This window comes from Rhizobium sp. BK376 (assembly GCF_004341625.1).
In the GTDB taxonomy this organism is placed as follows: domain Bacteria; phylum Pseudomonadota; class Alphaproteobacteria; order Rhizobiales; family Rhizobiaceae; genus Rhizobium.
In genome coordinates this window covers 700,294-725,090 of the sequence record NZ_SLZG01000002.1, presented here as the reverse complement: position 1 = coordinate 725,090, position 24,797 = coordinate 700,294, and the positions used below count along the sequence as shown (strand labels likewise).

The 24,797-nt window shown below is 59.4% G+C and carries 21 protein-coding genes; 10 read left to right on the top strand and 11 right to left on the bottom strand.

Annotation, left to right across the window (positions count from 1 at the left end; genetic code table 11):
* Nucleotides 1-107 precede the first annotated feature (107 nt).
* From EV561_RS07970 to EV561_RS07960, 3 genes are read right to left on the bottom strand one after another with little or no spacing between them, the layout of a single operon-like run.
* On the bottom strand, nt 108-455 hold the full coding sequence (locus EV561_RS07970; protein WP_132519608.1) for a GFA family protein: 348 nt from the start codon (nt 453-455) through the stop codon (nt 108-110).
* A gap of 11 nt (nt 456-466) precedes the next feature.
* Complete coding sequence (gene tdh / locus EV561_RS07965) at nt 467-1,504, bottom strand: L-threonine 3-dehydrogenase (RefSeq protein ID WP_132519605.1); 1,038 nt, start codon at nt 1,502-1,504, stop codon at nt 467-469.
* 36 nt (nt 1,505-1,540) lie between these two features.
* A complete protein-coding gene (locus EV561_RS07960; RefSeq protein ID WP_132519602.1) occupies nt 1,541-2,728 on the bottom strand; it encodes a glycine C-acetyltransferase in 1,188 nt (395 codons plus the stop codon).
* A 371-nt stretch (nt 2,729-3,099) separates the two neighbouring features.
* Between EV561_RS07960 and EV561_RS07955 the strand changes: the two genes are divergently transcribed.
* Together EV561_RS07955 and EV561_RS07950 are read left to right on the top strand one after the other, a co-directional pair.
* On the top strand, nt 3,100-4,143 hold the full coding sequence (locus EV561_RS07955; RefSeq protein ID WP_132519599.1) for an SGNH/GDSL hydrolase family protein: 1,044 nt from the start codon (nt 3,100-3,102) through the stop codon (nt 4,141-4,143).
* A 50-nt stretch (nt 4,144-4,193) separates the two neighbouring features.
* Nucleotides 4,194-5,231, top strand: coding sequence for an acyltransferase (locus EV561_RS07950; RefSeq protein ID WP_165927767.1), 1,038 nt, complete (start codon nt 4,194-4,196; stop codon nt 5,229-5,231).
* Nucleotides 5,232-5,260: 29 nt separating this feature from the next.
* On the opposite strand, the gene recQ is transcribed toward EV561_RS07950, so the two are convergent.
* Nucleotides 5,261-7,165 (bottom strand): DNA helicase RecQ, encoded by a 1,905-nt coding sequence (gene recQ / locus EV561_RS07945; RefSeq protein WP_132519593.1) that lies wholly within the window; start codon nt 7,163-7,165, stop codon nt 5,261-5,263.
* A 505-nt stretch (nt 7,166-7,670) separates the two neighbouring features.
* Nucleotides 7,671-9,686: a DNA primase gene (dnaG, locus tag EV561_RS07940; RefSeq protein WP_132519590.1), complete on the bottom strand. Its 2,016-nt coding sequence runs from the start codon at nt 9,684-9,686 to the stop codon at nt 7,671-7,673.
* A gap of 595 nt (nt 9,687-10,281) precedes the next feature.
* On the opposite strand from dnaG, the gene EV561_RS07935 reads away from it, so the two are divergent.
* Both EV561_RS07935 and EV561_RS07930 read left to right on the top strand, forming a co-directional pair.
* A complete protein-coding gene (locus EV561_RS07935; RefSeq protein ID WP_132519587.1) occupies nt 10,282-10,548 on the top strand; it encodes a DUF1344 domain-containing protein in 267 nt (88 codons plus the stop codon).
* A gap of 264 nt (nt 10,549-10,812) precedes the next feature.
* Complete coding sequence (locus EV561_RS07930) at nt 10,813-11,733, top strand: hypothetical protein (protein WP_245512613.1); 921 nt, start codon at nt 10,813-10,815, stop codon at nt 11,731-11,733.
* On the opposite strand, the gene EV561_RS07925 is transcribed toward EV561_RS07930, so the two are convergent.
* Nucleotides 11,714-12,166 (bottom strand): GatB/YqeY domain-containing protein, encoded by a 453-nt coding sequence (locus EV561_RS07925; RefSeq protein ID WP_132519584.1) that lies wholly within the window; start codon nt 12,164-12,166, stop codon nt 11,714-11,716. The genes EV561_RS07930 and EV561_RS07925 overlap by 20 nt on opposite strands.
* A gap of 312 nt (nt 12,167-12,478) precedes the next feature.
* Here EV561_RS07925 and carA point away from each other — a divergent pair, with 312 nt between their 5' ends.
* Both carA and EV561_RS07915 read left to right on the top strand, forming a co-directional pair.
* Nucleotides 12,479-13,684 carry a glutamine-hydrolyzing carbamoyl-phosphate synthase small subunit gene (gene carA / locus EV561_RS07920; RefSeq protein ID WP_132519933.1) on the top strand — a complete coding sequence of 402 codons (1,206 nt, stop codon included), beginning with the start codon at nt 12,479-12,481 and terminating at the stop codon, nt 13,682-13,684.
* Nucleotides 13,685-13,858: 174 nt separating this feature from the next.
* A complete protein-coding gene (locus EV561_RS07915) occupies nt 13,859-14,170 on the top strand; it encodes an antibiotic biosynthesis monooxygenase (RefSeq protein ID WP_132519581.1) in 312 nt (103 codons plus the stop codon).
* A gap of 18 nt (nt 14,171-14,188) precedes the next feature.
* On the opposite strand, the gene EV561_RS07910 is transcribed toward EV561_RS07915, so the two are convergent.
* The 3 genes from EV561_RS07910 to EV561_RS07900 all read right to left on the bottom strand — a co-directional run bounded on the left by EV561_RS07910 (nt 14,189) and on the right by EV561_RS07900 (nt 18,044).
* Nucleotides 14,189-15,586 carry an MATE family efflux transporter gene (locus tag EV561_RS07910; RefSeq protein WP_132519578.1) on the bottom strand — a complete coding sequence of 466 codons (1,398 nt, stop codon included), beginning with the start codon at nt 15,584-15,586 and terminating at the stop codon, nt 14,189-14,191.
* A gap of 149 nt (nt 15,587-15,735) precedes the next feature.
* Nucleotides 15,736-16,977 (bottom strand): TCR/Tet family MFS transporter, encoded by a 1,242-nt coding sequence (locus tag EV561_RS07905; RefSeq protein WP_132519575.1) that lies wholly within the window; start codon nt 16,975-16,977, stop codon nt 15,736-15,738.
* A gap of 128 nt (nt 16,978-17,105) precedes the next feature.
* Nucleotides 17,106-18,044, bottom strand: a complete 939-nt coding sequence (locus tag EV561_RS07900; protein ID WP_132519572.1) for a LysR family transcriptional regulator — start codon at nt 18,042-18,044, stop codon at nt 17,106-17,108.
* 115 nt (nt 18,045-18,159) lie between these two features.
* On the opposite strand from EV561_RS07900, the gene EV561_RS07895 reads away from it, so the two are divergent.
* The gene (locus EV561_RS07895) at nt 18,160-19,155 is read left to right on the top strand and encodes an aldo/keto reductase (protein ID WP_132519569.1); all 996 of its coding nucleotides are present in this window, start codon (nt 18,160-18,162) and stop codon (nt 19,153-19,155) included.
* Nucleotides 19,156-19,402: 247 nt separating this feature from the next.
* Here the strand turns inward: EV561_RS07895 and EV561_RS07890 are convergent, their stop codons facing one another.
* Both EV561_RS07890 and EV561_RS07885 read right to left on the bottom strand, forming a co-directional pair.
* Nucleotides 19,403-20,341, bottom strand: a complete 939-nt coding sequence (locus tag EV561_RS07890; protein ID WP_132519566.1) for a neutral zinc metallopeptidase — start codon at nt 20,339-20,341, stop codon at nt 19,403-19,405.
* Between the two features lie 141 nt (nt 20,342-20,482).
* Nucleotides 20,483-21,463, bottom strand: coding sequence for a phosphatase PAP2 family protein (locus EV561_RS07885; RefSeq protein WP_165927766.1), 981 nt, complete (start codon nt 21,461-21,463; stop codon nt 20,483-20,485).
* Nucleotides 21,464-21,818: 355 nt separating this feature from the next.
* On the opposite strand from EV561_RS07885, the gene EV561_RS07880 reads away from it, so the two are divergent.
* The 3 genes from EV561_RS07880 to EV561_RS07870 all read left to right on the top strand — a co-directional run bounded on the left by EV561_RS07880 (nt 21,819) and on the right by EV561_RS07870 (nt 24,697).
* Entirely contained in the window at nt 21,819-22,838 is a 1,020-nt protein-coding gene (locus tag EV561_RS07880; protein WP_132519560.1) for a zinc-dependent alcohol dehydrogenase family protein, read from the top strand.
* A 95-nt stretch (nt 22,839-22,933) separates the two neighbouring features.
* Nucleotides 22,934-23,515, top strand: a complete 582-nt coding sequence (locus tag EV561_RS07875) for a DUF1190 domain-containing protein (protein ID WP_132519557.1) — start codon at nt 22,934-22,936, stop codon at nt 23,513-23,515.
* A 15-nt stretch (nt 23,516-23,530) separates the two neighbouring features.
* Nucleotides 23,531-24,697, top strand: coding sequence for a glutathionylspermidine synthase family protein (locus EV561_RS07870; protein WP_132519554.1), 1,167 nt, complete (start codon nt 23,531-23,533; stop codon nt 24,695-24,697).
* Nucleotides 24,698-24,797: the final 100 nt, after the last annotated feature.

Below are 24,797 nucleotides of genomic sequence, written 5' to 3'. Positions count from 1 at the left end.
CGACAAAGACAAGGGTCCTGATACCAATACCTTCTCTCGACGGCGGTAGTGGTGCGGATCTTTGGCAACCATCGGGCACTACCCGCTGCAAAATGCCGCGCCTGATATCAGCGGCTGGCACCGTCGAAGTGAGTCATCTGCAATTCGGATAGATCAACGGCCGGAACACAGCGCAAATTGATCGCCGCCATCGGCGAGCCATCAGGCCCCTTGCCTTCGGCATAGGGCGCCACACCGCAGGTCGCGCAGAAACGATGCTGCAGCGTGTGCGTATTGAAGGTATATGTGGAGACATTCTCCTCAGGCGTCCTCAAATGGAAATCGGAACGCGGTACGAAGGCAAGGATGGAGCCGCGCCTGCGGCAGATCGAGCAGTTGCAGTCCATTCCACTTAAAAACTCGCCCTCCACATCAAAGGCGATCCTGCCGCAATGACAGCTTCCCTCGTATTGCATTCCGCTCTCCACTAGTTCCAGTCCATCACCACCTTGCCGGAATTGCCCGAGCGCATGGCTTCGAAGCCCTCGCGAAAATCGTCGATCCCGATACGGTGGGTGATGACCTGCGAGACGTTCAATCCACCCTGGACGAAGGCGATCATCTTGTACCAGGTCTCGAACATTTCGCGACCATAGATGCCTTTCAGGTTAAGCATCTTGAAGATTACCTTGTTCCAGTCGATCTCGAAGCCGGCTGGCGCGATGCCGAGAATGGCGATCTTGCCGCCATTGTTCATCTTGTCGATCATGTCGCGAAAGGCGGCGGCCGCCCCCGACATTTCAAGACCGACGTCGAAGCCTTCGGTCATGCCGATCGATTTCATCACATCGGCCAGATTTTCCTTCGATGCGTCGACCACGTAATCGATGCCGACCTTGCGGGCGAGCGCCAGCCGGTTCGGATTGATATCCGTTATCACGACCTTGCGGGCTCCGGAACGTTTGGCGACCATCGCACCCATGATGCCGATCGGCCCTGCCCCGGTCACCAGCACGTCTTCGCCGACCAGATCGAAGGAGAGCGCTGTATGGACGGCATTGCCGAAAGGATCGAAGATCGCCGCGACCTCGTCGGGAATATCGGCTGGGATCGGCACGACATTCGATTCCGGAATGCAGACGAATTCGCCAAAGGAACCCGGCCGGTTGACGCCGACGCCCTGCGTGTTGCGGCAGAGATGGCCACGGCCGGCGCGGCAATTGCGGCACTTGCCGCAGACGATGTGCCCCTCGCCCGACACCCGCTCGCCGACATGGTACTTGGTCACGGCCGAACCGATCTCCGCGATCTCGCCGCAGAATTCGTGACCGACGACCATCGGGACGGGAATGGTCTTCTGTGCCCAGCTGTCCCAGTTCCAGATATGCACGTCGGTGCCGCAGATCGCGGATTTCTTCACCCGGATCAGCACGTCGTTCGGCCCGACCTCGGGCACCGGCACGTTCTCCATCCAGAGCCCGACTTCGGGTTTTGCCTTAACCAGCGCCTTCATCATGTTCGACATGATCTGCCGTCTCCAAGAGATTCAAATGATTCGGTTTCAGATGATTCCAAGTTCCCGGCCAGCCTCGGCAAAGGCCGCCACCGCGCGTTCGACATCCGCGCGGGAATGCGCCGCCGACATCTGCGTGCGGATGCGGGCCTGCCCCTTCGGCACGACGGGGAAGGAAAAGCCGATGACGTAGACGCCCTTCTTCAGCATCAGCGCTGCCATGTCCTGTGCCAGCTTGGCATCGCCGAGCATGACCGGAATGATCGGATGGTCAGCCCCTGCGAGCGTGAAGCCGAGCTTGGTCATCTCGGAGCGGAAAAACTCGGCATTGCCGCAAAGCCGGTCCCGCAGCGCATCGCCATTTTCGATCAGCTCGAAAACCTTCAATGACGCCGCTGCAATGACAGGCGCCAGCGTATTGGAAAACAGATAGGGCCGCGAGCGTTGCCGCAGCCACTCGACGATCTCGGCCTTCGCCGAGGTATAGCCGCCGGACGCCCCACCGAGAGCCTTGCCGAGCGTGCCAGTGATGATATCCACGCGGCCTTCGACGCCGCAATATTCGACCGATCCGCGACCGTGATCACCGACAAAGCCGACGGCGTGGCTATCGTCGACCATGACCATCGCGCCGTATTTCTCCGCGAGATCGCAGACGCCCTGTAGATTGGCGATGATGCCGTCCATGGAAAAGACGCCATCCGTCGCGATCAGCTTGAAGCGGCTGCCCTCGGCCTTCTTCAGTTCCTCCTCAAGCGCCGCCATATCATTGTTGGCATAGCGGAAGCGTTTTGCTTTGGAGAGCCGCACGCCGTCGATGATCGAGGCATGGTTCAGCGCATCCGAGATGATGGCATCCTCTTCGCCGAGCAGGGTCTCGAACAACCCGCCATTTGCATCGAAGCAAGAGGAATAGAGGATGGTGTCCTCCATTTTCAGGAAGGAAGAGATCCGCGCTTCGAGCTGCTTGTGCTCCTCCTGCGTGCCGCAGATGAAGCGCACGGAGGCCATGCCGTAGCCATAGCGGTCGAGCGCCTTCTTCGCCGCGTCGGCCAGCTCTTCATTGTCGGCAAGGCCGAGATAGTTGTTGGCGCAGAAATTGAGAACCCGCGCGCCGCCGAGAACGGCGATCTCGCCCGCTTGCTTGGAGGTGATGACCCGCTCGGCCTTGAAGAGACCGGCCTCCTTGAGGCCCATGAGCTCGGATTTCAGATGAGAGATGAACGCTGACGTCATGAGGAAGGCCGCCTATCATAATGAGATACAACTGTTCCGGTAACCACAGCCACTACCATATCATCGCCCACCATGTCGCGAATAGCGAGCGGCAGAAAACGGCGTTCTCAAGATATACCAGGACGGACGGTCCGGAGGGAGCAATGCCGTGGCGGGCGAAGCTCAGTCGACGCCGACATGTCTGAGCAGGTTATGCTCGACGTATATGCTCACGTACAAAAATTGAATAATGCCCCTTGCCGATTTGGCTGCTTGGATCACGTAAGGTGACGTAGGATTTCGTGCATTCAGCAACAACGGCATGCCTGTTGCGCTTGAGCACCGGCCGGCCGACGAAGATCAGCATTTCAAACAGAGATAGATTTTCGCTGATGGGTATATTTCCTTGTTTGTACGCACCTTTATTGCTTCTGGTCTCGCTTCAGTCCGCCGTAGCCGAAGAGGTATCAGCGCCTTCGCGCTGGATAGGTCGGGTTGCAGAGGATCGCCGGGAGTTTGGGTGGCCGGGCAGCGGCCTCGAAATGGTGTTTCGGGGAACATCTCTTGAACTGAGCTTGGAAGATAGCGGCAACAACAGCGTCATGCTGGATGTGGACGGGCATGTCTCGCGGCTCGATCTTGCCAAGGGGAGCAAACTCTACGTCGTTGCCGATGGACTGCCGAACGGACAACACTCCGTACGATTGACGCGTCGAACAGAGGGCCTGTTCGGAAACACTCGCTTCCTTTCAGCGGAGACAGACGGCAGCTTTCTGCAATCTCGACCGTCGCCGCGGCGTTTGCTGGTCGTCGGAGATTCGATCTCGGCAGGCTACGGCGTCGAGGCAAAGATCGCGGGCTGTAAACCCGACGCCAACGCCGAGGCCGAAAACCAATATCTGACTTACGAAGCCATCACGGGCCGGACGCTCGGCTCAGATGTAACGACGCTGGCGAAATCCGGCATCGGGGTCTCTCGCGCTGATGACGATGGCGAGGTGATGGCCGGTTTGATCGATCGAGCGACACCCACCGACAAGAATGGCTCGCCGTCGCTGAGCGATCCGGACTATCAGGCGATCATCGTCAACCTCGGCACCAATGATTTCGGAAGTGGCCTTCGCCCGCCGACTTTCGTGAAAGACTATGCGGCGCTTCTCTCAAAGCTGAGGACGGAGCACCCGGACGCGCTGATCTATGCCGCTCTCGGACCGATGCTTTCGGATCCCGATTTCGCTGCTGGGGAAGCGGCGGTCAAAGCCGTGGTCGATTCCCGGATTGCCGCGGGCGACACCCGTTTGCACTATCTGCGATTAAGGGTCGCCGTCGGAAGCTATGGGTGCAACTGGCATCCCAGCCCCCCGACGCACGCCGCTATGGCGCAGATCTTGACGGACAGGCTGCGTAAGGATTTGAACTGGAGCGCGGCACCATGACCGGCCAAGGTCTTCAGGTGCCAACACCACCTCGAAGCGGAAAAAAACACTTGCCGTCGCTACAGGTTCTGCGTTTTGCGGCGGCGTTCTTCGTCGTGCTTTTCCATGTCGGCAGCGGACTGCAGATCCAATATCAACTCACCACCAATCCATTCGGCCTTGGCGCTGCCGGCGTCGACATATTCTTCGTGCTGAGCGGCTTTATCATCAGCTACACGACCAACCCCGCACGGGGCTTCCTCGACTTCGCCCGCCGAAGGGTGGCGCGCGTCGTACCCCTTTATTGGCTGCTGACGCTGGCGGTTATCATCATTGCCTTGGCGAAGCCGGATTTGCTCAATTCCACCGTCTTGACGCAGCAGGCGATCATCAGGTCCTTCCTGTTCGTGCCCTATGAAAAGAGCAACGGCGCCATCCAGCCCCTGTTGTTCCTGGGCTGGACCCTCTGCTACGAAATGTTTTTCTACCTGATTTACGGCCTGTGCGCGCTGGCCTCCGGACGCGGGGCGTCCTGGCTGGCGTCGGGCGTCCTCCTGTTCCTAGTAGGGCTCAATTCCCTATGGCCGGACGGGCCTGCCGAATGGCGCTTCTATACCAGTCCTATTCTCGTCGAGTTCGTTCTTGGAATGGGGCTGCAGGAGATCTTCTCAGGTTCGGACTACTTCAGGAACGGTTCCCAGCTCCTTGCTTTGATGAGCATTATCTGCGCGCCGATCGCCTATTTTACCGCATCGCTTGTCTTGCCGGGAATTGTGCCGCCGGCCATTTTCTCGGCGCTCGTTGTGATCGGATGCCTGTTCTGGAAGGTACAGAAAACGCGCCTGATCCTTGCGCTTGTCCTCCTGGGCGACGCTTCCTATTCCCTCTATCTGGTGCATCCCTACACAATCCAGCCCGCGATGAAGCTGCTCAGCAAAGATGCCTCGCTGGGGCTGGTATTCCTGCTTTTATGTGCCGCTGTTATCTGGACGGTGGCTATATCGCTTGCCCTTTACCAGCTGGTTGAACGACCAGCGCAAAGGTTCCTGCTCAAACCTCGACCGAAGGCGCTTCTGCCCGCCGTCGAAGTGTCATCCGGCAGCGACTAGATTCCCGGCGGCTTTGGACCGCTTCAGGCCTACCCGTCGTGGGAAAGGATGATGTCCAGGAACGCATCGCCATAGCGTTCGAGCTTCGACTGGCCGACGCCGGAAATGCCGAGCAGTTCCTTGCGGCTACGCGGCCGCTCGGTCGCAAAGGCCATCAGCGTCGTATCGGGAAAGACGACATAGGGCGGCACGCCGAGCGATTTGGCGATCGACATGCGCTCCGCCCTCAGCGCCTCGAAAAGGGTTCCATCGGCACCTGACAGCGTCGACCGGCGCTCGGTCCGCTCCATCTTTTTCGTGGATCGACCTGACGTCGGCCGGTCCTTGCGAAACAGTACCTGCCGCTCATGTTTGAAGACGGCGCGCGCCTCCGGCTCCAGCTTCATCGCCCCGAAGGCGCTGTGGTCGATCGCAATCAGCCCCATCGCCAGCAACTGCCGGAAAATCGATTGCCATGTCCGCGAGGCGATGTCCTTGCCCGCCCCAAAGACCGGCATCGAGACATGACCGAAGCGTTCAGTCTTCTCATTGACCGTTCCCATGAGCACATCGATGACATGGCCGGTGCCGAAACGCTCGCCGGTGCGATAGACTGCGGCAAGCGCCTTGATTGCCGCTTCCGTGCCGTCCCAGGTCTCGACCGGTTTCAGGCAGGTGTCGCAATTGCCGCAGCCGCCGCCATGCGCCTCGCCGAAATGCCCAAGGATCGCCTGGCGTCGGCAACCCGCCGTTTCGCATATGGCAAGCAAAGCGTTCAGCTTGCCGCGCTCCACCCGCTTGATTTCCTCGGCAGCGCCACCTTCGTCGATCATCCGCCGCCGCTGGATGACATCGGCCATGCCATAGGCCATCCAGACCTCCGACGGCAGGCCATCGCGCCCGGCGCGGCCGGTCTCCTGATAATAGGCCTCGACGGAACCAGGCAGATCGAGATGGGCGACATAGCGCACATTGGGCTTGTCGATCCCCATGCCGAAGGCGACGGTCGCAACGAGGCAGAGCTCTTCCTCCTTCAGGAAGGCATCCTGGTTGGCATCGCGTAGCGCCCGGTCCATGCCGGCATGATAGGGCAGCGACCGGATGCCCTGCCCGTTCAGCCATTCCGAGGTGTCCTCAACCTTGGCCCGCGACAGGCAATAAACGATGCCGCTGTTACCCTTATGGCCATTGAGAAACCGCAACAGCTGCTGGCGCGGCTGATCGCGCTCGACAATCTCGTACGCAATGTTCGGACGATCGAAGCTGGTCGTAAAGACCGCCGCACGATCCAGAGCCAGCCGCTCGATAATGTCGTCACGCGTGTGCGGATCGGCCGTTGCCGTCAGCGCGATACGCGGCACGCCCGGATGCAGCTCGGCAAGCTTTCCGAGTTCACGGTATTCCGGGCGGAAATCATGCCCCCATTGCGAAACGCAATGCGCCTCGTCGATCGCAAACAGCGCGATCTTCGCCCCGCCGATCATCTCGCGGAAACCGTCTGTAACGATGCGCTCCGGCGTCACATAAAGCAGATCGAGCGCTCCGTTGGAGATTGCTCGGCGAACATCGAGGAATTCCTCGCGCGACAAGGAGGAATTGAGCGCCGCAGCCCTGATGCCGAGCTGCTTCATCGCCTCGACCTGGTCGCGCATCAGGGCGATCAGCGGCGAAACGACGATGCCGACGCCATCGCGGCAAAGCGCTGGAATCTGGAAGCAGAGCGATTTGCCGGCACCCGTAGGAAACAGCACCACGGCATCGCCGCCGCCAACGACATGCTCGACCACCTGCTGCTGCTTTCCACGAAAGGCGGAATATCCGTAAATCCGATTGAGGACATCCAGGGGGCGCTCAAGGGATCGCCGCGTTCCCGAACTCCTTTCCTCCCGACGGGATTCGCCGAAAAGCGCATCATCCGCCGAAAAGCTCGGATCGTATCTCTCTGTCTCTGACATTCCGTCCTTCCACGAGGAATCGTTTCCTCACACTTTCCAAGATGCCTCTTGGTCGAAGATACCGTACCCGACAAGCTCACAGGTGAAATCGCCTTGCATCTTGACGTCATAGCCGAATCCACTAAAGCATCTCGCTTATGGGGTCTCCAAAAACAATCGAATACGCGGGCATCGCAAAGGCAAAGTTTCAGTCGGGCGATTTGCGCGCGCTGTATTTTGACGGGGTCCAATGTCGGATGGCCGTCGAAGATCGAAAACGCCGAATTGCGGTTTATTCGAACGTCGATCGCTCTATCCCTGCGCAGATTTTCTCCCACTACGCTCCGTGCATGCATTTCTACCAGCTGGAACGAGAATTCGGCCCCCCACTGTCGCTCTTCAGCCTTAAGCGATTTGCCTTCCTGTTGCGCGTTCGCAAGCTCAGGAACCTTTGACTACTTTCAAGAAGTCGGGGCCGGCTTGCAGTATTCGGCTGTCGCGATTTCCAAAGCGTCTGGCGCCAGCATCACTTTCCCGCGACCTTGACGCGACCGGACATGATGCCGAAGCCATCGATGATGGCTTCCTGGTTTTCGAGCCGCAGACCTTCGAGGTGCACTTCCTGAAGCGCCCGCATCAATTGCTCGATCCTTTCCCCATCGGCTTCTTCGGTCGCCTCGGCAATCTCGCGCTCAAGCTCATTCTTCTGCCATCTAAGGGCCTTCGAGCGCTTGTGCAGCGCGAGCGACTGACGATAGCCCTCGCGCGCATCCTCCATGGCCGCATCTTCCGTCGCGGTCCAAAGGCGGGCGTTGCGCACCTGCTGTTCGAGACCCCTGAGCAGCGTGGCAAACCCCTGCTCTTCCAGCTTTTCGAGCAGATGTTCCCGCGTCAGATGCGGCGCAGCCACCGTCGCCACTGTGCCAAGCATCGCAGACCACAGGCGCTGGAGATCCCGGCTCTGGTAGTCGATCGCGGCAATCTCGTCATACTCGTCCTGGAGAAGCTGGGGGTGATTGACCACGGTCAGCGCCAAAACACTCTCTCGCAGGCCCGGAATATCCTGATGACCCTTGATCATGCTGGAGCGGACCAGCCGATCCGATGCAGCCGTCGATGCCGGAGCACGCGGATTTCCACTCCGCTCACCGCCGCGACCGTTGAAGCCGCGCCCGCTACCACTGCGCTCGAAACCGCCGCCACGTGGACCGCCGCGGTTCTGAAACTGCGGCTGGAAGAATGCGTTCAGCCGGTCGCGAATATCCTGCTGGTAGTGACGGCGGACATTTTCGTCGGCGATGACGGCAACGATCTGCTTCAACCGCGCCTCGAGCTCCGCGCGGGCTTCGGGCGTGTCGAACCGGCCACTGCCGATCTCGCGGTTCCATACCATCTCGGCCAATGGCCGCGCCTGCGCCATCACCTTGTCGAAAGGTGCGCGGCCTTCGTGACGCACCAGATCGTCGGGATCCTTCCCGTCGGGAAGCAACGCAAAACGCACGCTCTTGCCGGGCTTCAAATGCGGCAGCGCCAGATCGACGCCGCGATTGGCTGCGCGAACGCCGGCGCCATCGCCGTCGAAGCAGAGAACCGGTTGCGGCGTCATCTTCCAGAGCAGATCAAGCTGGTTTTCCGTCAACGCCGTACCGAGCGGCGCAACCGCATTCTCGACGCCCGCCTGATGCAGCGCGATCACATCCATATAGCCTTCAACGGCGATAATGGTGCCGGCAGAGCTCTCCTCGGAACCGGTACGGCTGGCATCCTGTGCGGCGCGGCGCGCACGGGAGAAATTGTAGAGAACGTTGCCCTTGTGAAAGAGCTCCGTCTCATTGGAGTTGAGATATTTCGCCGGCGCATCCGCAGACATGGCGCGTCCGCCGAAGGCGATGACCTTTTCCCGCGACGACAGAATGGGAAACATGATGCGGTCGCGAAACCGATCGTAGGAAACAGGAATGTCGGGGCCGTGGACGACAAGGCCACAGGCCTCTATCTGCTCCTTGGACGCACCCTTTGCCGCCAAATGTTCCTTCAGCGCATTACGGCTATCCGGCGAATAACCGAGACGAAAAGTCTCGATGGTGCGGCCGGTCAGTCCGCGGTCGCGAAGATAGGCGCGCGCCTTTGCTCCATTTGCCGTCTGCAACTGATCCTGGAAGAACTGTGTCGCCATTTCCATGACATCGAGCAGCGACGTGCGTTCCTTCTCCCGCTTCTCGGCAACGGGATCGGCGATCGGCATGGCGACGCCCGCCATATCGGCAATCTGCTGCACAGCCTCCGGAAAACTCAGGCCTTCGAGTTCTGTGAGGAAGCGGAAGTGATCTCCGGTAACGCCGCAGCCGAAGCAATGATAGCGACCCTTGCGATCCTCACAGTGAAAGCTCGGCGACTTCTCGCCGTGGAAGGGGCAGCAGGCCCAGTAATCGCCGCGCGGCACATTGGTCTTGCGGCGATCCCAGGTCACACGACGACCGATCACGTCCGATATCGGAACGCGGTCACGAATCTCGTCGAGAAATGAATTGGGAAATCGCATGCATACCTCTGGGCTAGCATCCATATAAGCAGGAAAGCCGTGCTTTGCTATCAATGAGCGTCAGGATAACCGCTTTCCACAGGGTTGACCTACGGCGTAGCGCATATGCCGGGGCGCCGCAGTCTCTGCGACGTGCGAGGCCAAACCAGAAGCCTTAGTCGTTCACCGTATCGTGAAGACCGCCTTACCAGACCCGCACGACCAGAACGTTGCCCGTCTTCCCGAGGCAACTGGAGGAGATTTCAGACTCGCGCCACGGGCGTAATCCGCCGTTGCCCGGCGGAACAATAGTAGCAAAAAACCAAATGGATACAGTTGCTTCAGCATCGGTCTGGCCGCAGAAGCAGCGACCGAAAAGGCTTCAAATCGGAGTGACCTTGCCGCCAGCCCAATTTTTTGGTGGCGCATTTGCGGCGACGCTCCCGGCTAAACATTATTTTTTTGTAATTTGAATATTATTTTGCGGCGCAATAGTTTTTGTCTCACAGGCTGGGACATGCCGGCGGGACTTACTTAGGTTTCGCGACGCGACATGCCCGGACAGCCTGCCGAACTGGAAGCCAAACATGCGGGCTTACTGTTTAGGAGAGTTGTGATGCGCATTCTTCTCGTACCCTTTGCTGCCGCAGCCCTCTTTGCCACCGCGACCTACGGTTCGGCGGCGATGGCGAGCCACACGACAACAGGCACCGTCAAGACTTACGACGCATCGGCAATGACAATCGCACTCGACAACGGCACGGTCTACCACCTGCCGAAAAACGCAAAGACCCCGGACGTAAAGACCGGCGATAAAGTTCAAATATCTTGGCAGAAATCCAAGGGCACCGATTGGGCCCATAGCGTCAAGATCGTCAAGTAATTCACCCATCCCCAAGTGAGGCACCATCCCTACCCCCGGCGCCGCCTCACTTGGGTGCCTTTGCAATCAACGTCTGATTTTGGGCCCCACCCTGCGTCATCAGACGCATGCAAAGCGCAAGAAGGCAGGAACTCCCCCAGTTCCTGCCTTCTTTGATTTTCAGGTTTACTTTGGCATTTAAGTGATCTGTTGCTTTTCAAGCGAATCCGTTGATAAAAGCCGTCCTCACATCATGAATTCGGCCTCTCATCTGGAATAACATCAATGCCGATCGCCGCAGAAGAGCTTGCTTCCAACGAAAAGTTTCTTGCAGCTATTCTGCGTTGCGCTCATGAATTGATCGCAATCTACAATGAAAGTCCGCGTATCGCTTCCATCTTCGCAGCCCAGCAGCGCTGGTTGATGGCCCATGCCGGTTTTGCGCTGCATTACGGCATGCCCGGCGAGCCGAATTCCGGCCTTTATGCAGCCCGCTTCGTCGATTCCGTTCTCATCCATCGAATCGCCAGCCGCAACACGGCCGTCGCTTTCGTCCAGGAAATGCTGGCCTATAAATTTCTGCAGCCTTTGCAGGATCTTCCGGACCGGCGCACGCGCTTGCTGGTCCCCACTGATTACACCATAACGCACCTCGGGCGATGGATCAGCACTCACCTGTTTATCCTCGACTTGCTGGATGGCGGCAACCGCGCGGACAATCTTCAGGCAAATCCTCAGATGATCGCGGGTCTACAGCCGCGGATAGCAGCGGCCATATTCGCCAGCCAGGCCATCAGAAATCCGGGCCCGACGTTCAATCTGTTCAACTGGGCGAATTCAGGTGGCGTGGTGATGGATTATCTCGTCTCGAAGGTCGAGAGCGTGGAGCCGTCGCTGGAGCGAATCGCCATCGGCCGGATTTCCATGAAGGACATTCGCGACCAGTTCATGATTTCCAACACGCATCTGAAGCGGCTGCTGAAGCAGGCCGCACAGATGGGAAGCGTCGGCTGGGAAGGATCCCCCGGGCGCAGCAGCTTCTGGCTGTCGCGCGGTTTCGTGTCCGAATACTGGAATTATCAGGCCGCAAAATTCGCGGTGATCGATGCGGCCTACGAGGCAACGTCGAACGCTTCGCATGGCACGGATGTGCGACCGGCCTCCGACGAGGCCGGTCCGCATCGCTTTACTTCAGCAGATCCTTGAGGATGGCGGAAGCCTTGGCGAAATCGATCTGCCCTGCACAGCGCTCTTTTAGAACCGCTACGCACTTGCCCATGTCCTTCAGGCCCTGTGCCCCGAGCTCTGTGACAACAGCTGCGCAGATTTCGCGCACCTTGTCGTCGGATAGCTGCTCCGGCATGAAGCCCTGGATGACCGTGATTTCCTCGCGCTCCTTTTCGGCAAGCTCAGGCCGACCGCCATCCGTGTAGACCTTGGCAGACTCTTCGCGTTGCTTGATCATCTTTGCCAGCAGCTGCAGGATTTCGTCTTCGCTCGCCTGCTCCTTGCCGGCGCCTCGATTGGCGATGTCCCGATCTTTGATGCCGGCAAGGATGAGACGGACGGTGGAAAGCCGCGCCGTATCCTTGGCTTTCATCGCTTCCTTCTGGGCGTTGGAGAGGGTTTCGCGGATCATTCTTGTTCTCCTTGGCAGGCCGTGCTTCGAAGCAGCCGGCAATGCTTTTCATTTGCGAGCGTCTTAGACCAGCCCGCCCGGCACAATCAAATAAAATGGCGCAATATGCCGCATTGAATCGACAGGAACCCGGTTTCATCTGCATAGCAGCAATTGACCGGCGGGCCAGGTTTGGCTATTTACCGGCACCTGCACGAAAATCGACATCAGGGCCGACACGCGACCATTGTTGCGCGCCCCTGTCCGCGAACCAAAATGGCGAACGAACCCGACCTTTGCAAGGCGGCCGCGATCGCCGGAAACGGGATGACCATGACCGCAACCGCCCCCTGGACCACCGAAAAGCCTACCGCCATGCTCGTCCTCGCAGACGGCACAGTGATCGAAGGCAAGGGCATCGGCGCGACCGGCAAGGTCCAGGCCGAAGTCTGCTTCAACACGGCGCTGACCGGCTATGAGGAAATCCTGACGGACCCGTCCTATCTCGGCCAGATCGTCACCTTCACCTTCCCGCATATCGGCAATGTCGGCACCAACGAGGAAGACGTCGAGGACCTGACGCCTGCCGCACGCCACGGCGCCGTCGGCGTCATCTTCAAAGCCGAGATGACCGATCCGTCCAACTACCGCGCCATCAAGCATCTCGACGCATGGCTGAAAGCCCGCGGCATCATCGGCATGTGCGGCATCGACACACGCGCGCTGACCGCCTGGATCCGCGAGAACGGCATGCCGAACGCAGTCATCGCCCATGACCCGAGCGGCGTCTTCGATCTGGACACGCTAAAGGCGGAAGCCAAGGCCTGGAGCGGTCTCGAGGGCCTCGACCTCGCGAAGGTCGCCTCCTCGGGCCAGTCTTCGCAATGGGCACAGACGCCGTGGGTCTGGAACGAAGGTTACGGGACGCTTGGATCCGATGACGCCAAGTATCACGTCGTTTGCCTCGACTACGGCGTCAAGCGCAACATCCTGCGCCTCTTCGCCGGCCTCGACTGCAAGGTGACCGTTCTGCCGGCGACGTCGAGCACCGAAGACGTGCTGTCGCTCAATCCGGATGGCATCTTCCTGTCCAACGGCCCGGGCGATCCGGCGGCAACGGGCGAATATGCCGTGCCTGTCATCAAGGACCTGATCAAGACCGACATCCCGCTCTTCGGCATCTGCCTTGGCCACCAGATGCTCGGCCTCGCAGTCGGCGGCAAGACCGCAAAGATGCATCAGGGCCATCACGGCGCCAACCATCCTGTCAAGGACCACACGACCGGCAAGGTCGAGATCGTATCAATGAACCACGGCTTCGCGGTCGACTCGAATTCGCTCCCCGAAGGTGTTGAGGAGACTCACGTTTCTCTCTTCGACGGCTCCAATTGCGGTCTTCGCCTGACCGGCAAGCCGGTCTTCTCCGTCCAGCATCATCCGGAAGCCTCTCCCGGCCCGCAGGATAGCCACTACCTCTTCCGCCGCTTCATCAATCTCGTGCGCGAGAAGAAGGGCGAAGCGGCTCTGGCAGAGCGGTAAGCATCTGATTTCGGAACGGACAAAGCCCGGCGGAGATATCTTCGCCGGGCTTTTTTCATTCGCGGAATAAAATGATCTTGACCTCAACCAAACTTGAGGAAGTAGACCGCTCGTCGTGAGAGCAAACCGCCATCCGGAGGTGCAGTGACCCATGACGAAAGGCAATGAAATGAGATCGTCCGTTACAGGCTCGACAGGTTCGTCGTCCCGGCACCCGCCCGCGATGAGTTCCTGAAGAATATCAACAGGGTCCACTCCGTGCTGCGCGAGCAGCGCGGCTTCATTTGGGATGCCATTCTGGAAAACGATGCGGGTCCTGACGAATTCAACATCGTGACGATCGCCGAATGGGAGAATGCCGAAGTGATGGAGCCCGCCAAGGCGGCGGTCATGGCATCACATCGCCAAGCAAATTGCGATCCGCAGGAACTCTTCCGTCGCCTCGATATCCGCATGGAACTCGGTAACTATCGCTATGCCGCCTGATCGACGTGAAGGCCGGCATCAGCCGGCCTTACGCTCCTCGCGCAAGAGTATGTAAAAGCGCGCGCACAACATGACGGCCGCCGAGGCGAGGCCCAGCAGGAAGCCGAACCAGATGCCGATGCCCCCGAAGCCGAGCGGAAAAGCCAGCAGCCAAGCCAGGAAGAAGCCGATCGGCCAATAGGCGATCAGCGCCATGATCATCGGCACGCGCGCATCCTTCAGCCCGCGCAGAAGGCCGTTGGCGATCGCCTGCAGGCCATCGACGAGCTGGAAGAGGCCGGCAACGACGATCAGCGGCGCAGCGTAGGCCAAGACCTGCGGCGCCTCCGGCGAGTTGACGTCGAGGAACCAGCTTCCAAGAAACTCCGGCTTGGTCGCAAAGAGGATGCTGCCGCCGAGCGTGACCGCGCAGGAAACGATCAAGACCGCAATCGACGCCCGCGTCAGGCCTTCGATATCACCCCGCCCATGTGCGACGCCGACGCGCACCGTTGCGGCCTGCGACAGGCCGAGCGGGATCATGAAGGCGATCGACGCCCATTGCAGAGCAATACCATGCGCAGCAAGCTCGATCGTGCCGATATGTCCCATCATCAGCGAAGCAGCCGTAAAGAGGCTGACTTCGGCAAGGATGGTCACGCTGATCGGCAGGCCGAGCCGGATGACCTCCCAGAAGGCATGCCAATCCGGCCGCCAGAACCGCACGAATATCTCGTAGCGACGAGTCTCAGCCCTCGCCTGCACGAAGGCGACGATGAAGAGGAAACCTACCGTCTGGACCACAAGCGAAACCGTGGCAGCACCCTTCAGGCCGTAGCTCGGCAGGCCGAAATGACCGAGCACGACGATATAGGCGAGCACGGCATTCATCACCAGCATGGCGATCGTGACGTAAAGGATGACCCCTGCCCGGCCGATCGCGCTGACTAGAGCCCGCAGCACGTTATAGAGCAGGCCCGGCAGCACGGCGTAATGGCCGATGGCGATATAACCGGCGGCAAGCTTCGCCACATCGGGCTTCTGTCCGACAGCCAGCAGAATGGATTCGGCATTGTAGAATACCGGCTGCATCAGCAGCCAATAGGCGATCACGACCCAGAGGCCCATGCGCAGCGACCGGCGCACGGAGGTCACGTCGCCGCTGCCAAAGGCCTGTGCTACCATGGGAATAACAGCAATCGGGAAGCCCGAACCGAAGATCAGGATCGTAAACAGGAACTGCGCCGACAGCACCATGGCCGCAAGCTGCTCGGCGCCGAGACGGCCGACGATCATGACGTCGGTCGTGTTGATACCGAGCTGGGCCAGCTGCGCACCGATCAGCGGGATGCCGAGCGCAAGCGTGGCGCGGAAATGCGCAGGCCAAGAATTGCTATAGTCTTGCGCGACGAAGCGCGCATCCACCGGCGTATCCATATCGGAATCTCGTCTTTAAAGTGCGCGCAAATCGCCCCACCGCGTGGCGCGCGAAGATAGTGGACTTACCTGAAACAACCCGCGAAAGCCAGTCCGGAGCGGCTAATTGCCGAAGAATTCATCAAGCTATCAAAAAATCTGATGTGTTTTTAGGCGATCTCGAATTCGCTCTTCTGTTGCGTCACTCGAACCCTGGCCGAAAAGATTGCGACAGCCGCCAGAATGAAGATCGCCGCCATGAGATAGGGCGCGCCGGCAAAAGTGACTGGGGCCTCTGCCGAAGTGAAGTAGCCGAAGAGTTGCGTGAAGATCAGCGGCCCGATAATCGTGGTGATGCTGCTGAGGCTGGTGAGCGCACCCTGTAATTCGCCCTGCGCGGATGCGGGAACCTTGCCGGCAGCGATACTGCGCAGCGGGGCGTCGGCAACATTCTCGATGACTGTCCCGACGATGACGAGATAGACGACCCACCCTTCCCAGGCAAAAGCATAGCCTGTCAGCCCGGCCGCGGAAAACAGCAGACCCAGCACCGCCGTCTTCCACTCTCCGAGCAGCGGGACAAGCCGGGGCAGCACCAGCCCCATGACCACGGCCGCGCCGATACCGTAGATTCCGAGCGACAGGCCGATTTCGCCTTCGCTCCAGCCATAGCGATAGGACGAAACGAAGGACCAAACCGATGGATAGACCGCATGAGCCAGCCAATAGAGGAACATGACCAGGCAAACCCAGCCGATACCGACATAATTGCGCATCTGCTTCAGCGCGCCGAGCGGATTGGCCCGGCTCCATTCGAAGCTGCGGCGGTTCTTCGCTTCCAGCGTTTCCGGAAGCAGGAAGCAGGCGGCGACGAAGTTGACGAAGGAAAGCGCCGCCGCGCCGAAGAAAGGAACGCGTGGCCCGAACTCGCCGAGAACACCGCCTATGACGGGACCGAGCGTGAAGCCGACGCCGAAGGCGATGCCGATCAACCCGAAATTCTTCGCCCGGTTTTCCTCGTTGCTGATGTCGGCAATGTAGGCCGAGCATGTCGCAAAGCTACCGCCGCTGATGCCCGCCAGAATGCGCCCGACAAACAGCATCCAGAAACTCGTCGCGACGGCGCAGATGAAATTATCGATCGCAAAGGTCAGAACCGAGACGAGCAGGATCGGCCGGCGGCCAAAGCGGTCGCTGAGATTGCCGATCAGTGGCGCACAAAGGAACTGCATTCCAGCATAGGCCAGAAGCAGCCAGCCGCCATCGACGGCCGCAGAGCTGATCGTGCCGCCTGTCAGTTGCTCCAGATAGGCCGGCAGCACCGGCATGATGATGGCGATGCCGATAATGTCGAGAAAGAGGATGACAAAGACGAGGAAGAGGCCTCGGCGGACGAATTTCGGATCGATCATGGAGCTTTTGCCTTTTGATGGGCTCCGCCTCCATGAAGAGACAGAACGGGAACGGTTCGCGTTAAGACTTCAATACTGAAAGATGAACACAGAAACAATCCGTGAACATTTCAAACTTATTGATCGGCCTAGTTATTTTGCTGATCCTCGACCGCAGAACGCCGGCCGGCAGCGCGCTGTTCCAGCCGCAGGAAATCGACGAAGGCGCGCAGCGGCGCAGGCATATGTCGGCGGCTCGCATAATAGAGAAACGGGCCGGAGAACACCGTCTCCCATTCCGGCAATATCCGCACCAGCTCGCCGCTGGCAAGCGCAGGAGCCAGGAACTCCTCGAAAGTGCGGATGATCCCAAGTCCAGCGACCGCGGCGCTGCGCTCGATATCGACGGAATTGGCGGCTAGGCTGGTCGGCGGCGAAATCATCACCACCTGCCCATCCCGCTCGAACTCCCAGGCCAGCACGTTGCCGCTGACGAAACGATGACGAATGCAGCGATGGTTGAGGATATCGCGCGGATGCTTGGGTTCGCCATTCGCCTCGAGATAGGCCGGAGATGCAGCCGTTATGTAGCGCTGTTGCCGAGGCCCGATCGGCACCGCAATCATGTCGCGCTCCAGCCGCTCGTCGTAACGGACCCCGGCATCATATCCGGCCGCCAGCACATCGATAAAACTGTCCTCGGCGACGATCTCCAGCACTATGCCGGGATAGGCCTTCAGGAAGCGGTTGACGAGATCGGGTAAGAAGACGATGGCCGCGACATTCGGGACATTGAGCCGCAATGTGCCGGCGAGGCTGTCGCGGAAGCTATTGATATCGTCGAGTGCAGCGGCAATTTCCCCGATGGCGGGCGAAAGCCGTTCGATCAACCGTTCGCCTGCTTCCGTCGGCGTGACGCTTCGGGTCGTGCGGTTAAGGAGACGCACGCCCAGGCGTTCTTCAAGCCGTCGCAACGCCTCGCTAAGGGACGAGGCCGAGACGCCCCGTTTGCGGGCGGCCTCGCGAAAGCTGCGCTCGCGGGCGACGATGGTGAATGCATCGAGATCGGCAAGGGGCAAGTCGCTCATTGTGCAAAATTCCGTACAACTCGTTCAATTCGATCCGAATTATCGCACAAAATATCTTGGGGTAAAACCAGTTCCAAAGACGCCGCCGTGGCGCCGATAACGAAGGAGAAGGCAAATGAAGATGCATCGATTGGGCAAGACCGGGCCTGAGGTTTCCGCCATCGGCCTCGGCTGCATGGGCATGTCCGGCATGTACGGACCATCCGACCGCGCCGAAAGCATCGCCACGATCCACGCTGCACTCGATGCGGGCATCAACCTGCTCGATACCGGCGACTTCTACGGCATGGGCCACAACGAGATGCTGATCGGCGAAGCGATCAAGGGCCTGAACCGCGACGATTTCCTGATCAGCGTCAAGTTCGGCGCTCTGCGCGATCCGGCCGGCGCCTGGTCGGGTTACGATTCGCGCCCGGCGGCCATCAAGAACTTCCTCGCCTACACCCTGCAACGCCTCGGCGTCGACCATATCGATATCTACCGCCCGGCCCGCCTCGATCCGAATGTACCAATCGAAGAGACCGTCGGCACCATCACCGATCTCATCAAGGCCGGCTATATCAGGCATATCGGCCTTTCCGAGGTCGGCGCCGACACCATTCGTCGCGCCGCAGCAGTTCATCCGATCGTCGACCTGCAGATAGAATATTCGCTGATCTCCCGCGGCATCGAGGACAATATCCTGCCGACCTGCCGCGACCTCGGCATCGACATCACCGCCTATGGCGTTCTGTCGCGCGGTCTGATCAGCGGTCACTGGCAGAAAGGCGACGGGAAACAGAAAGGCGATTTCCGCGCCTTCAGCCCGCGCTTCCAGGACGCCAATATTGACCAGAACCTCGCCTTGGTCGAAGCGCTGCGAAAGATCGCCGACGCCAAGGGCGCTTCGGTCGCCCAGATCGCCATCGCCTGGGTCGCCTCCCGCGGCGATGACATCATCCCCCTCATCGGCGCACGCCGCCGGGATCGGCTGACCGAAGCGCTAGGGTCACAATCTGTTCACCTGTCTCCCGAGGATTTTGCCGCAATCGAAAAAGCCGTCCCAAGGGATGCCGCAGCCGGCAATCGCTATCCCGATGCGCAGCTCGCACATATGGACAGCGAGAAGTAGGAGGCTTCTCTGCCGCTTTGCCCGGAGCGCCGCTCCCACCCCTCATTCCTGTGCTTGTCACAGGAATCCAGTGCGCCCAAGTCCTTGGGCGCGGGAAACTCTTGAGGATCTGGCAAAGTCATTCACGGCGCAGACGCGCCGTGGCTGGATTCCTGTGACAAGCACAGGAATCCAGCCAAAAGCAAGGCCCAGGAGCAAGAACAGCGGCGTAACAAGCTCGCTACCCTCGCCCCGAAACGACGGTCGCCTACACCGGATTCGAGAACGTATCGCAGGCATTGACCTTGCCGGTATCGAAGCCCTGCTTGAACCACTTCACGCGCTGTGCCGACGTGCCGTGATTGAAGCTCTCGGGAACGACATAGCCCTGAGCCTTTCTCTGCAGTGTGTCGTCGCCGATCTGCTGGGCCGCATTCAGCGCCTCTTCCAGGTCGCCGGGGTCGAGAATGCCCTTCTGCTGGGTATATTTGCCCCAGATACCGGCAAAGCAGTCCGCCTGCAGTTCGACACGAACCGACATCGCGTTGGAATCTGCCTCGCTCATCCGCTGCCGCATCTGGTTGACCTTGGGCAGGATGCCGAGAAGATTCTGGACGTGATGGCCGACTTCATGCGCCACTACATAGGCCTGGGCGAAATCGCCATCGGCGCCGAGCTGGTTCTTCATCTGCTGGAAAAAGGCCATGTCGAGATAGACCTTGCGGTCGCTCGGGCAATAGAACGGCCCGGTTGCCGCAGACGCCAAGCCACAGGCGGAATCGATATGACCGGAAAAGAGCACGAGCTTCGGCTCCTCGTAGGTCTGTCCGCTCGCCTTGAAGATGCCGTTCCAGGTGTCTTCCGTTTCCGCCAGAACCGTAGCGACAAAAGCTTTCGTCTCGTCCGTCGCCCCATTATTCGGTACCGAATTGCTCTGCTCGTAGCCGGAGCCGCCGATCGTGCCGCCGCCCTCGTCGAGGATCTGCAGCACGTCGATACCCATGGCTTTCAGCACCAGATAGATGACGACGAAGAAGATAATCGTGCCGATGCTCATGCCGCCGCCGACACGCCGCATTCCTCCGCCACCGCCGCCGGGAAAGCCGAAACCGCCGCGTCGGAAGGGATCATCCCCCAGCCCGCCGCCAGGCGATACGCTGCGATCATCCTCAATATTGTCGGATTGCCGACGTCCCTTCCATTCCATTTGCACCTCCCCGGCGTGTGCTGAACCCGAAAGGGTCTTAGAAGGTACTTATATATCCTGAGGGTGACAGAATTCCAGCAGCCCTATCGGATTGACGGCTTTTCGCAAGCTGAGCCTGAGGAAAAAATATCAATCCCGATCTCAAATGCCATGTCGAACAGCGGCAGCCGTCTCCTCCGACCGACCACGCCAACGAAGTGCCATAAGCCACTTGACCGCAAAATGGCAAAGACCGACCACAATCATGGAAACATATCCGTCGATTGCATAATGCCAGCCGAGATAGATAGAGCTTGCCGCCACAAAAAACGCATAGCAGAAGGCGGCGATGCCCAAGCGCCGCGACACTTCAGCAGCGAAGAAAGCGTTCATCGTTACCAGACCGACATGAATGCTTGGAAATGCGGATATCCCGGATCCAAAACCGGCAACCCCGTGGGCATAGAGGGACCAGAGATACCTCTGAACGGCAACGGCCGAGTGCGATGACGAACTGGTCGCGAGGAATGCCATCTGATCGGCGAAGCGATCCGTATCACCGGTCACGTCTCCATAGAAAGCTGGTCCTGCCGAGATGAAGACAGCTGCGAGAAGATTGCCGCAGACCACCCAGACAACCATAAACATCGCGATATAACGGAAACGGATTGCCTCTGCCTTCGGCGAGGTCACGACGAGGAACAGGGTCAGGAAACATACGATGAACCAGAAGACGTCATAGTTCAATTCCAGGAGCTTCAAGACGAGATCGCTGCGACCGAAAGCATAAAGAAGACGCCAGGGCTCATTGCCGAAGTGAAGCATTTTATCCAGGTCGGCCTGGACCCGATCATAGAGGAAACCGCCACGCAAAATCGGCAGGATGTTCTTCACAGACGTAAATGTGCCCTGAAAAAACATCATTCCCATGAGAAGCAACATTCCGGATAACAGCCGGGCAATGCGCGCCGGCGAAAATGCGTGCCGAAGCGCCAGTCGGCGGCGCTTGTCAAACCTTTTAATGACGACCGCGAGCTCGATAGCGATCGTCATCGTCGGCAAGGAGAAAAGGAAGAGGGTAGTCCACTGATTGAAATAGATCTGATATGCGGACAATTCCGGATGGCCGGCTGTCTCAAGCAAGATCAGCCCGATAACAGTATAAATAGCGATGAAAGTATAAGCCGGCAGATCCGCACGGATCTTCTGCCAAGTTTCTCGGACACAATCCTTGGCCCAAATCATCAATTGGCTTCGCCATAGCGCTGGATTGCCCATTCAGCCCCTCGCCCTCAATCTATCGCGTATATTCTCACGTCGACTGAACGAAAATCTCGCTACGATTGCAATATAGTATCACGCATTACCATTAATGGTGGCTTAACTGCTTTGCACCTCCATCACCGGTAGCGCATGCGGACCATAAAGACGATCGCGAGCTTGACCACCGCCGAAATTTCGATCTCCATGAAGTCAGGAGAGAGTTGGGAGGTAGCCTATGAGAGCCGTGCGCCTGGAAGCCGTCGGACAACTATTTGCGCGCGATATCGAAAAACCCTCTCCGGGTCCGGGCCAGATGCTCGTGCGCATCGAGGCCTGCGGCATATGCGGGACGGATCGGCATCTCTATCTCGGTGAATTTCCTGCAGCGCCGCCCGTCACCCTCGGACACGAATTCTCGGGCATCGTCGCAGAGATCGGTGAAGGCGTAGCGGATTTTCGGGTTGGCATGCGCGTCACCGGCGATCCGAACATCGCCTGCGGCCGCTGCAGCCAGTGTCGCCGTGGCCGCGTCAACCTCTGTGAAAAGCTCCAGGCGATCGGCATCCATCGGGATGGTGGCTTTGCCGAATATGTCATCCTCCCGCAGAACCAGGCCGTCGAATTGCCGCTCGATCTCGACCCGCTCCACGGCACCTTCTGCGAACCCCTCGCCTGTTGCCTGCATGGCATCGATCTCGCGGAGATCAAGACGGGAGACTCCGTCGTCGTGCTCGGCGGTGGTGTCATCGGCCTGCTTGTCGTCCAACTGGCGCGTCTTGCCGGCGCGAGCCGCGTCGTCCTCGTCACCCGACATCCGGAAAAGCGAGCGCTCGCCGAGCGGCTGGGCGCAACCGCAACCCTCGATCCCACCGGACACGATCCGATCGCTGCCATCAATGGTGCCAGCGGCCTCTTGCCCGGCGGCGCCGACGTCGTCATCGAATGTGCCGGAGTGCGCGAAACGGTCGAGCAATCCGTGCGCATGGCAAGAACCGGCGGCACCGTCGTTATCCTGGGCGTCATGCCGCAAGGCACAAAGATCGAGATCGAGCCTTTCGACATCCTCTTCCGCGAACTGAAGATCATCGGCTCCTTCGTCAACCCCTTCACCCACGCCCGCGCCGCCGACCTCATCGCTTCGGGCGCGATCCAGGTCGCACCGCTGATCTCGCGCACTATTTCGCTCGACGAGGCGCCCGACGCAATCGGCCGTCCTGCGCGGTCCGGCGAGATACGCGTACTCGTTCTACCGTAACCCCCCGTTGAAAAATCGATTGCGCATGACCAAATAATTCGCGCATATCTCGCAATTGGCGGTCGACGCGATACCGCGCGCCGCATGAGGGTTTGATGAAACGATCTGTGACTGTTCCGCTGTTGCTGATGGGCACGGCGGCTCTGACGAGTTGCGGCGAAAAAGTGCAATCCGATGTCTATGTCGACGCCGACAACTGCATTGCCAGCGCCAAATATGATGCCGATAAATGCGTGGCTGATTACGCGGTTGCGCTGAAGGACCATGATACGAATGCTCCCGCCTTTTCCAGCCTGGACGCTTGCCAGGCGAATTATGGGATCGACCAATGTCAGCCGGTCACTGCGGCTCACACGCCCGGCGGCCTCTTCATCCCGAAACTCAGCGGCTATCTCATGGGCACGCACACCCAGGAGGGCGAAGCGCTGCCTTCTCGCGCGCTCTATCGGAAAGTCAACCGGAGCAGCTTTCGCGACGATGCAGGCACGCTCATCGCGGACCGGCCCGGCCATGTTGAGGTAAAGTTGGCTAGTCTGCAGCAGGATCAGTCGTCGGGGAATAACGGCTCTGGCGGAGGATATGGCGGCGGCAATAGCGACTTCTCCTCTGGCATCGCAAGAGGCGGCTTCGGTTTCGGCGGCGGCGAAGGTGGCGGCCACGGCGGCGGCGGCGAGTGAGGCGGGGTTACGGTTATGAAACGCGTCGAGATGACGGAACGGCCTGACTGGAAGGCCGATGCAGAAGTCTGTGGCTTCACCATCCACTCCATATACGGCGAGCGCTATTGGGACGAACGGCATGCCTACGAATTCACCCTGACGGAAATCGAGGAGGAACTCGAAGCACCGTCGGAGGAATTGATGTCAATGTGCTACCGCGCCGTCGATCACATCTCCGCCGATCGCGGCCTGATGCGCCGAATGGCAATCCCCGACGACTACCACGACGCAGTGAGCGCCTCGTGGAAGCGGCGCGACTATGATCTCTATGGCCGCTTCGACCTAGCCTTTGACGGCAATGGTCCGGCGAAGCTATTGGAATTCAACGCCGATACCCCGACGAGCCTCTTCGAAAGCGCCGTCTTTCAATGGCGTTGGCTCGAGGACATGAAGTCTCGCGGACATCTGCCGGCGACGGCAGACCAGTTCAACTCTATCCATGAGAGACTGATCAACGCTCTACGCAGCGTGAAGACCTGGCTTGGCCGCATGCATTTCGCCGGAATTTTGGATTCCGAAGAAGATCTCGTGACGATCGACTATCTGATGGATTGTGCCACCCAGGCCGGCTGGAGAACGACGAGGATCGACATGCGGCAGGTCGGCGTCGATGCCGACCATTGGTTCAGGGATCTTCGCCGGCGACGGATCAAGCGGCTGTTCAAGCTATATCCGCTCGAATCCATGGTGCGCGAGCCCTTTGGCCATCACCTGCCGCTGACATCGACGCGTATCATGGAACCCTTGTGGAAATTGACGCTGTCGAACAAGGGCCTGCTGCCGGTGCTCTGGGAGATCTTTCCCGATCACCCCAATCTGCTACCGGCCTATTTTGAGGATGATCCGCGGGCAAGGCGTCTTGGAGATGCCCATGCGCGGAAGCCGCTTTTGTCTCGCGAAGGTGCAAACGTGACGCTGGTGCGCGGTGGCGAGAACGCCTATTCGGTGGAAGGCCCCTATGGCGAAGAAGGCTATGTGGTTCAGGCGCTCCACATGCTGCCGCGCTTCGGCGACGACTGGGCCGTGATCGGATCCTGGATCGTCGCCGGCAAGTCGGCCGGCATCGGGATTCGCGAGGACGATACGCCGGTGACGAAAAACAGCTCTCGTTTCGTGCCGCATTATATACTCGGCGCGTAAATCGCGCCGAGGCCATTGAGGGCCGCGCAAAGGCAGATTCCTGTCGGCGGCGCAATTTATGGGGTTCCGTTTGCAAAAACATTTGCCTATAAGCCGCTTC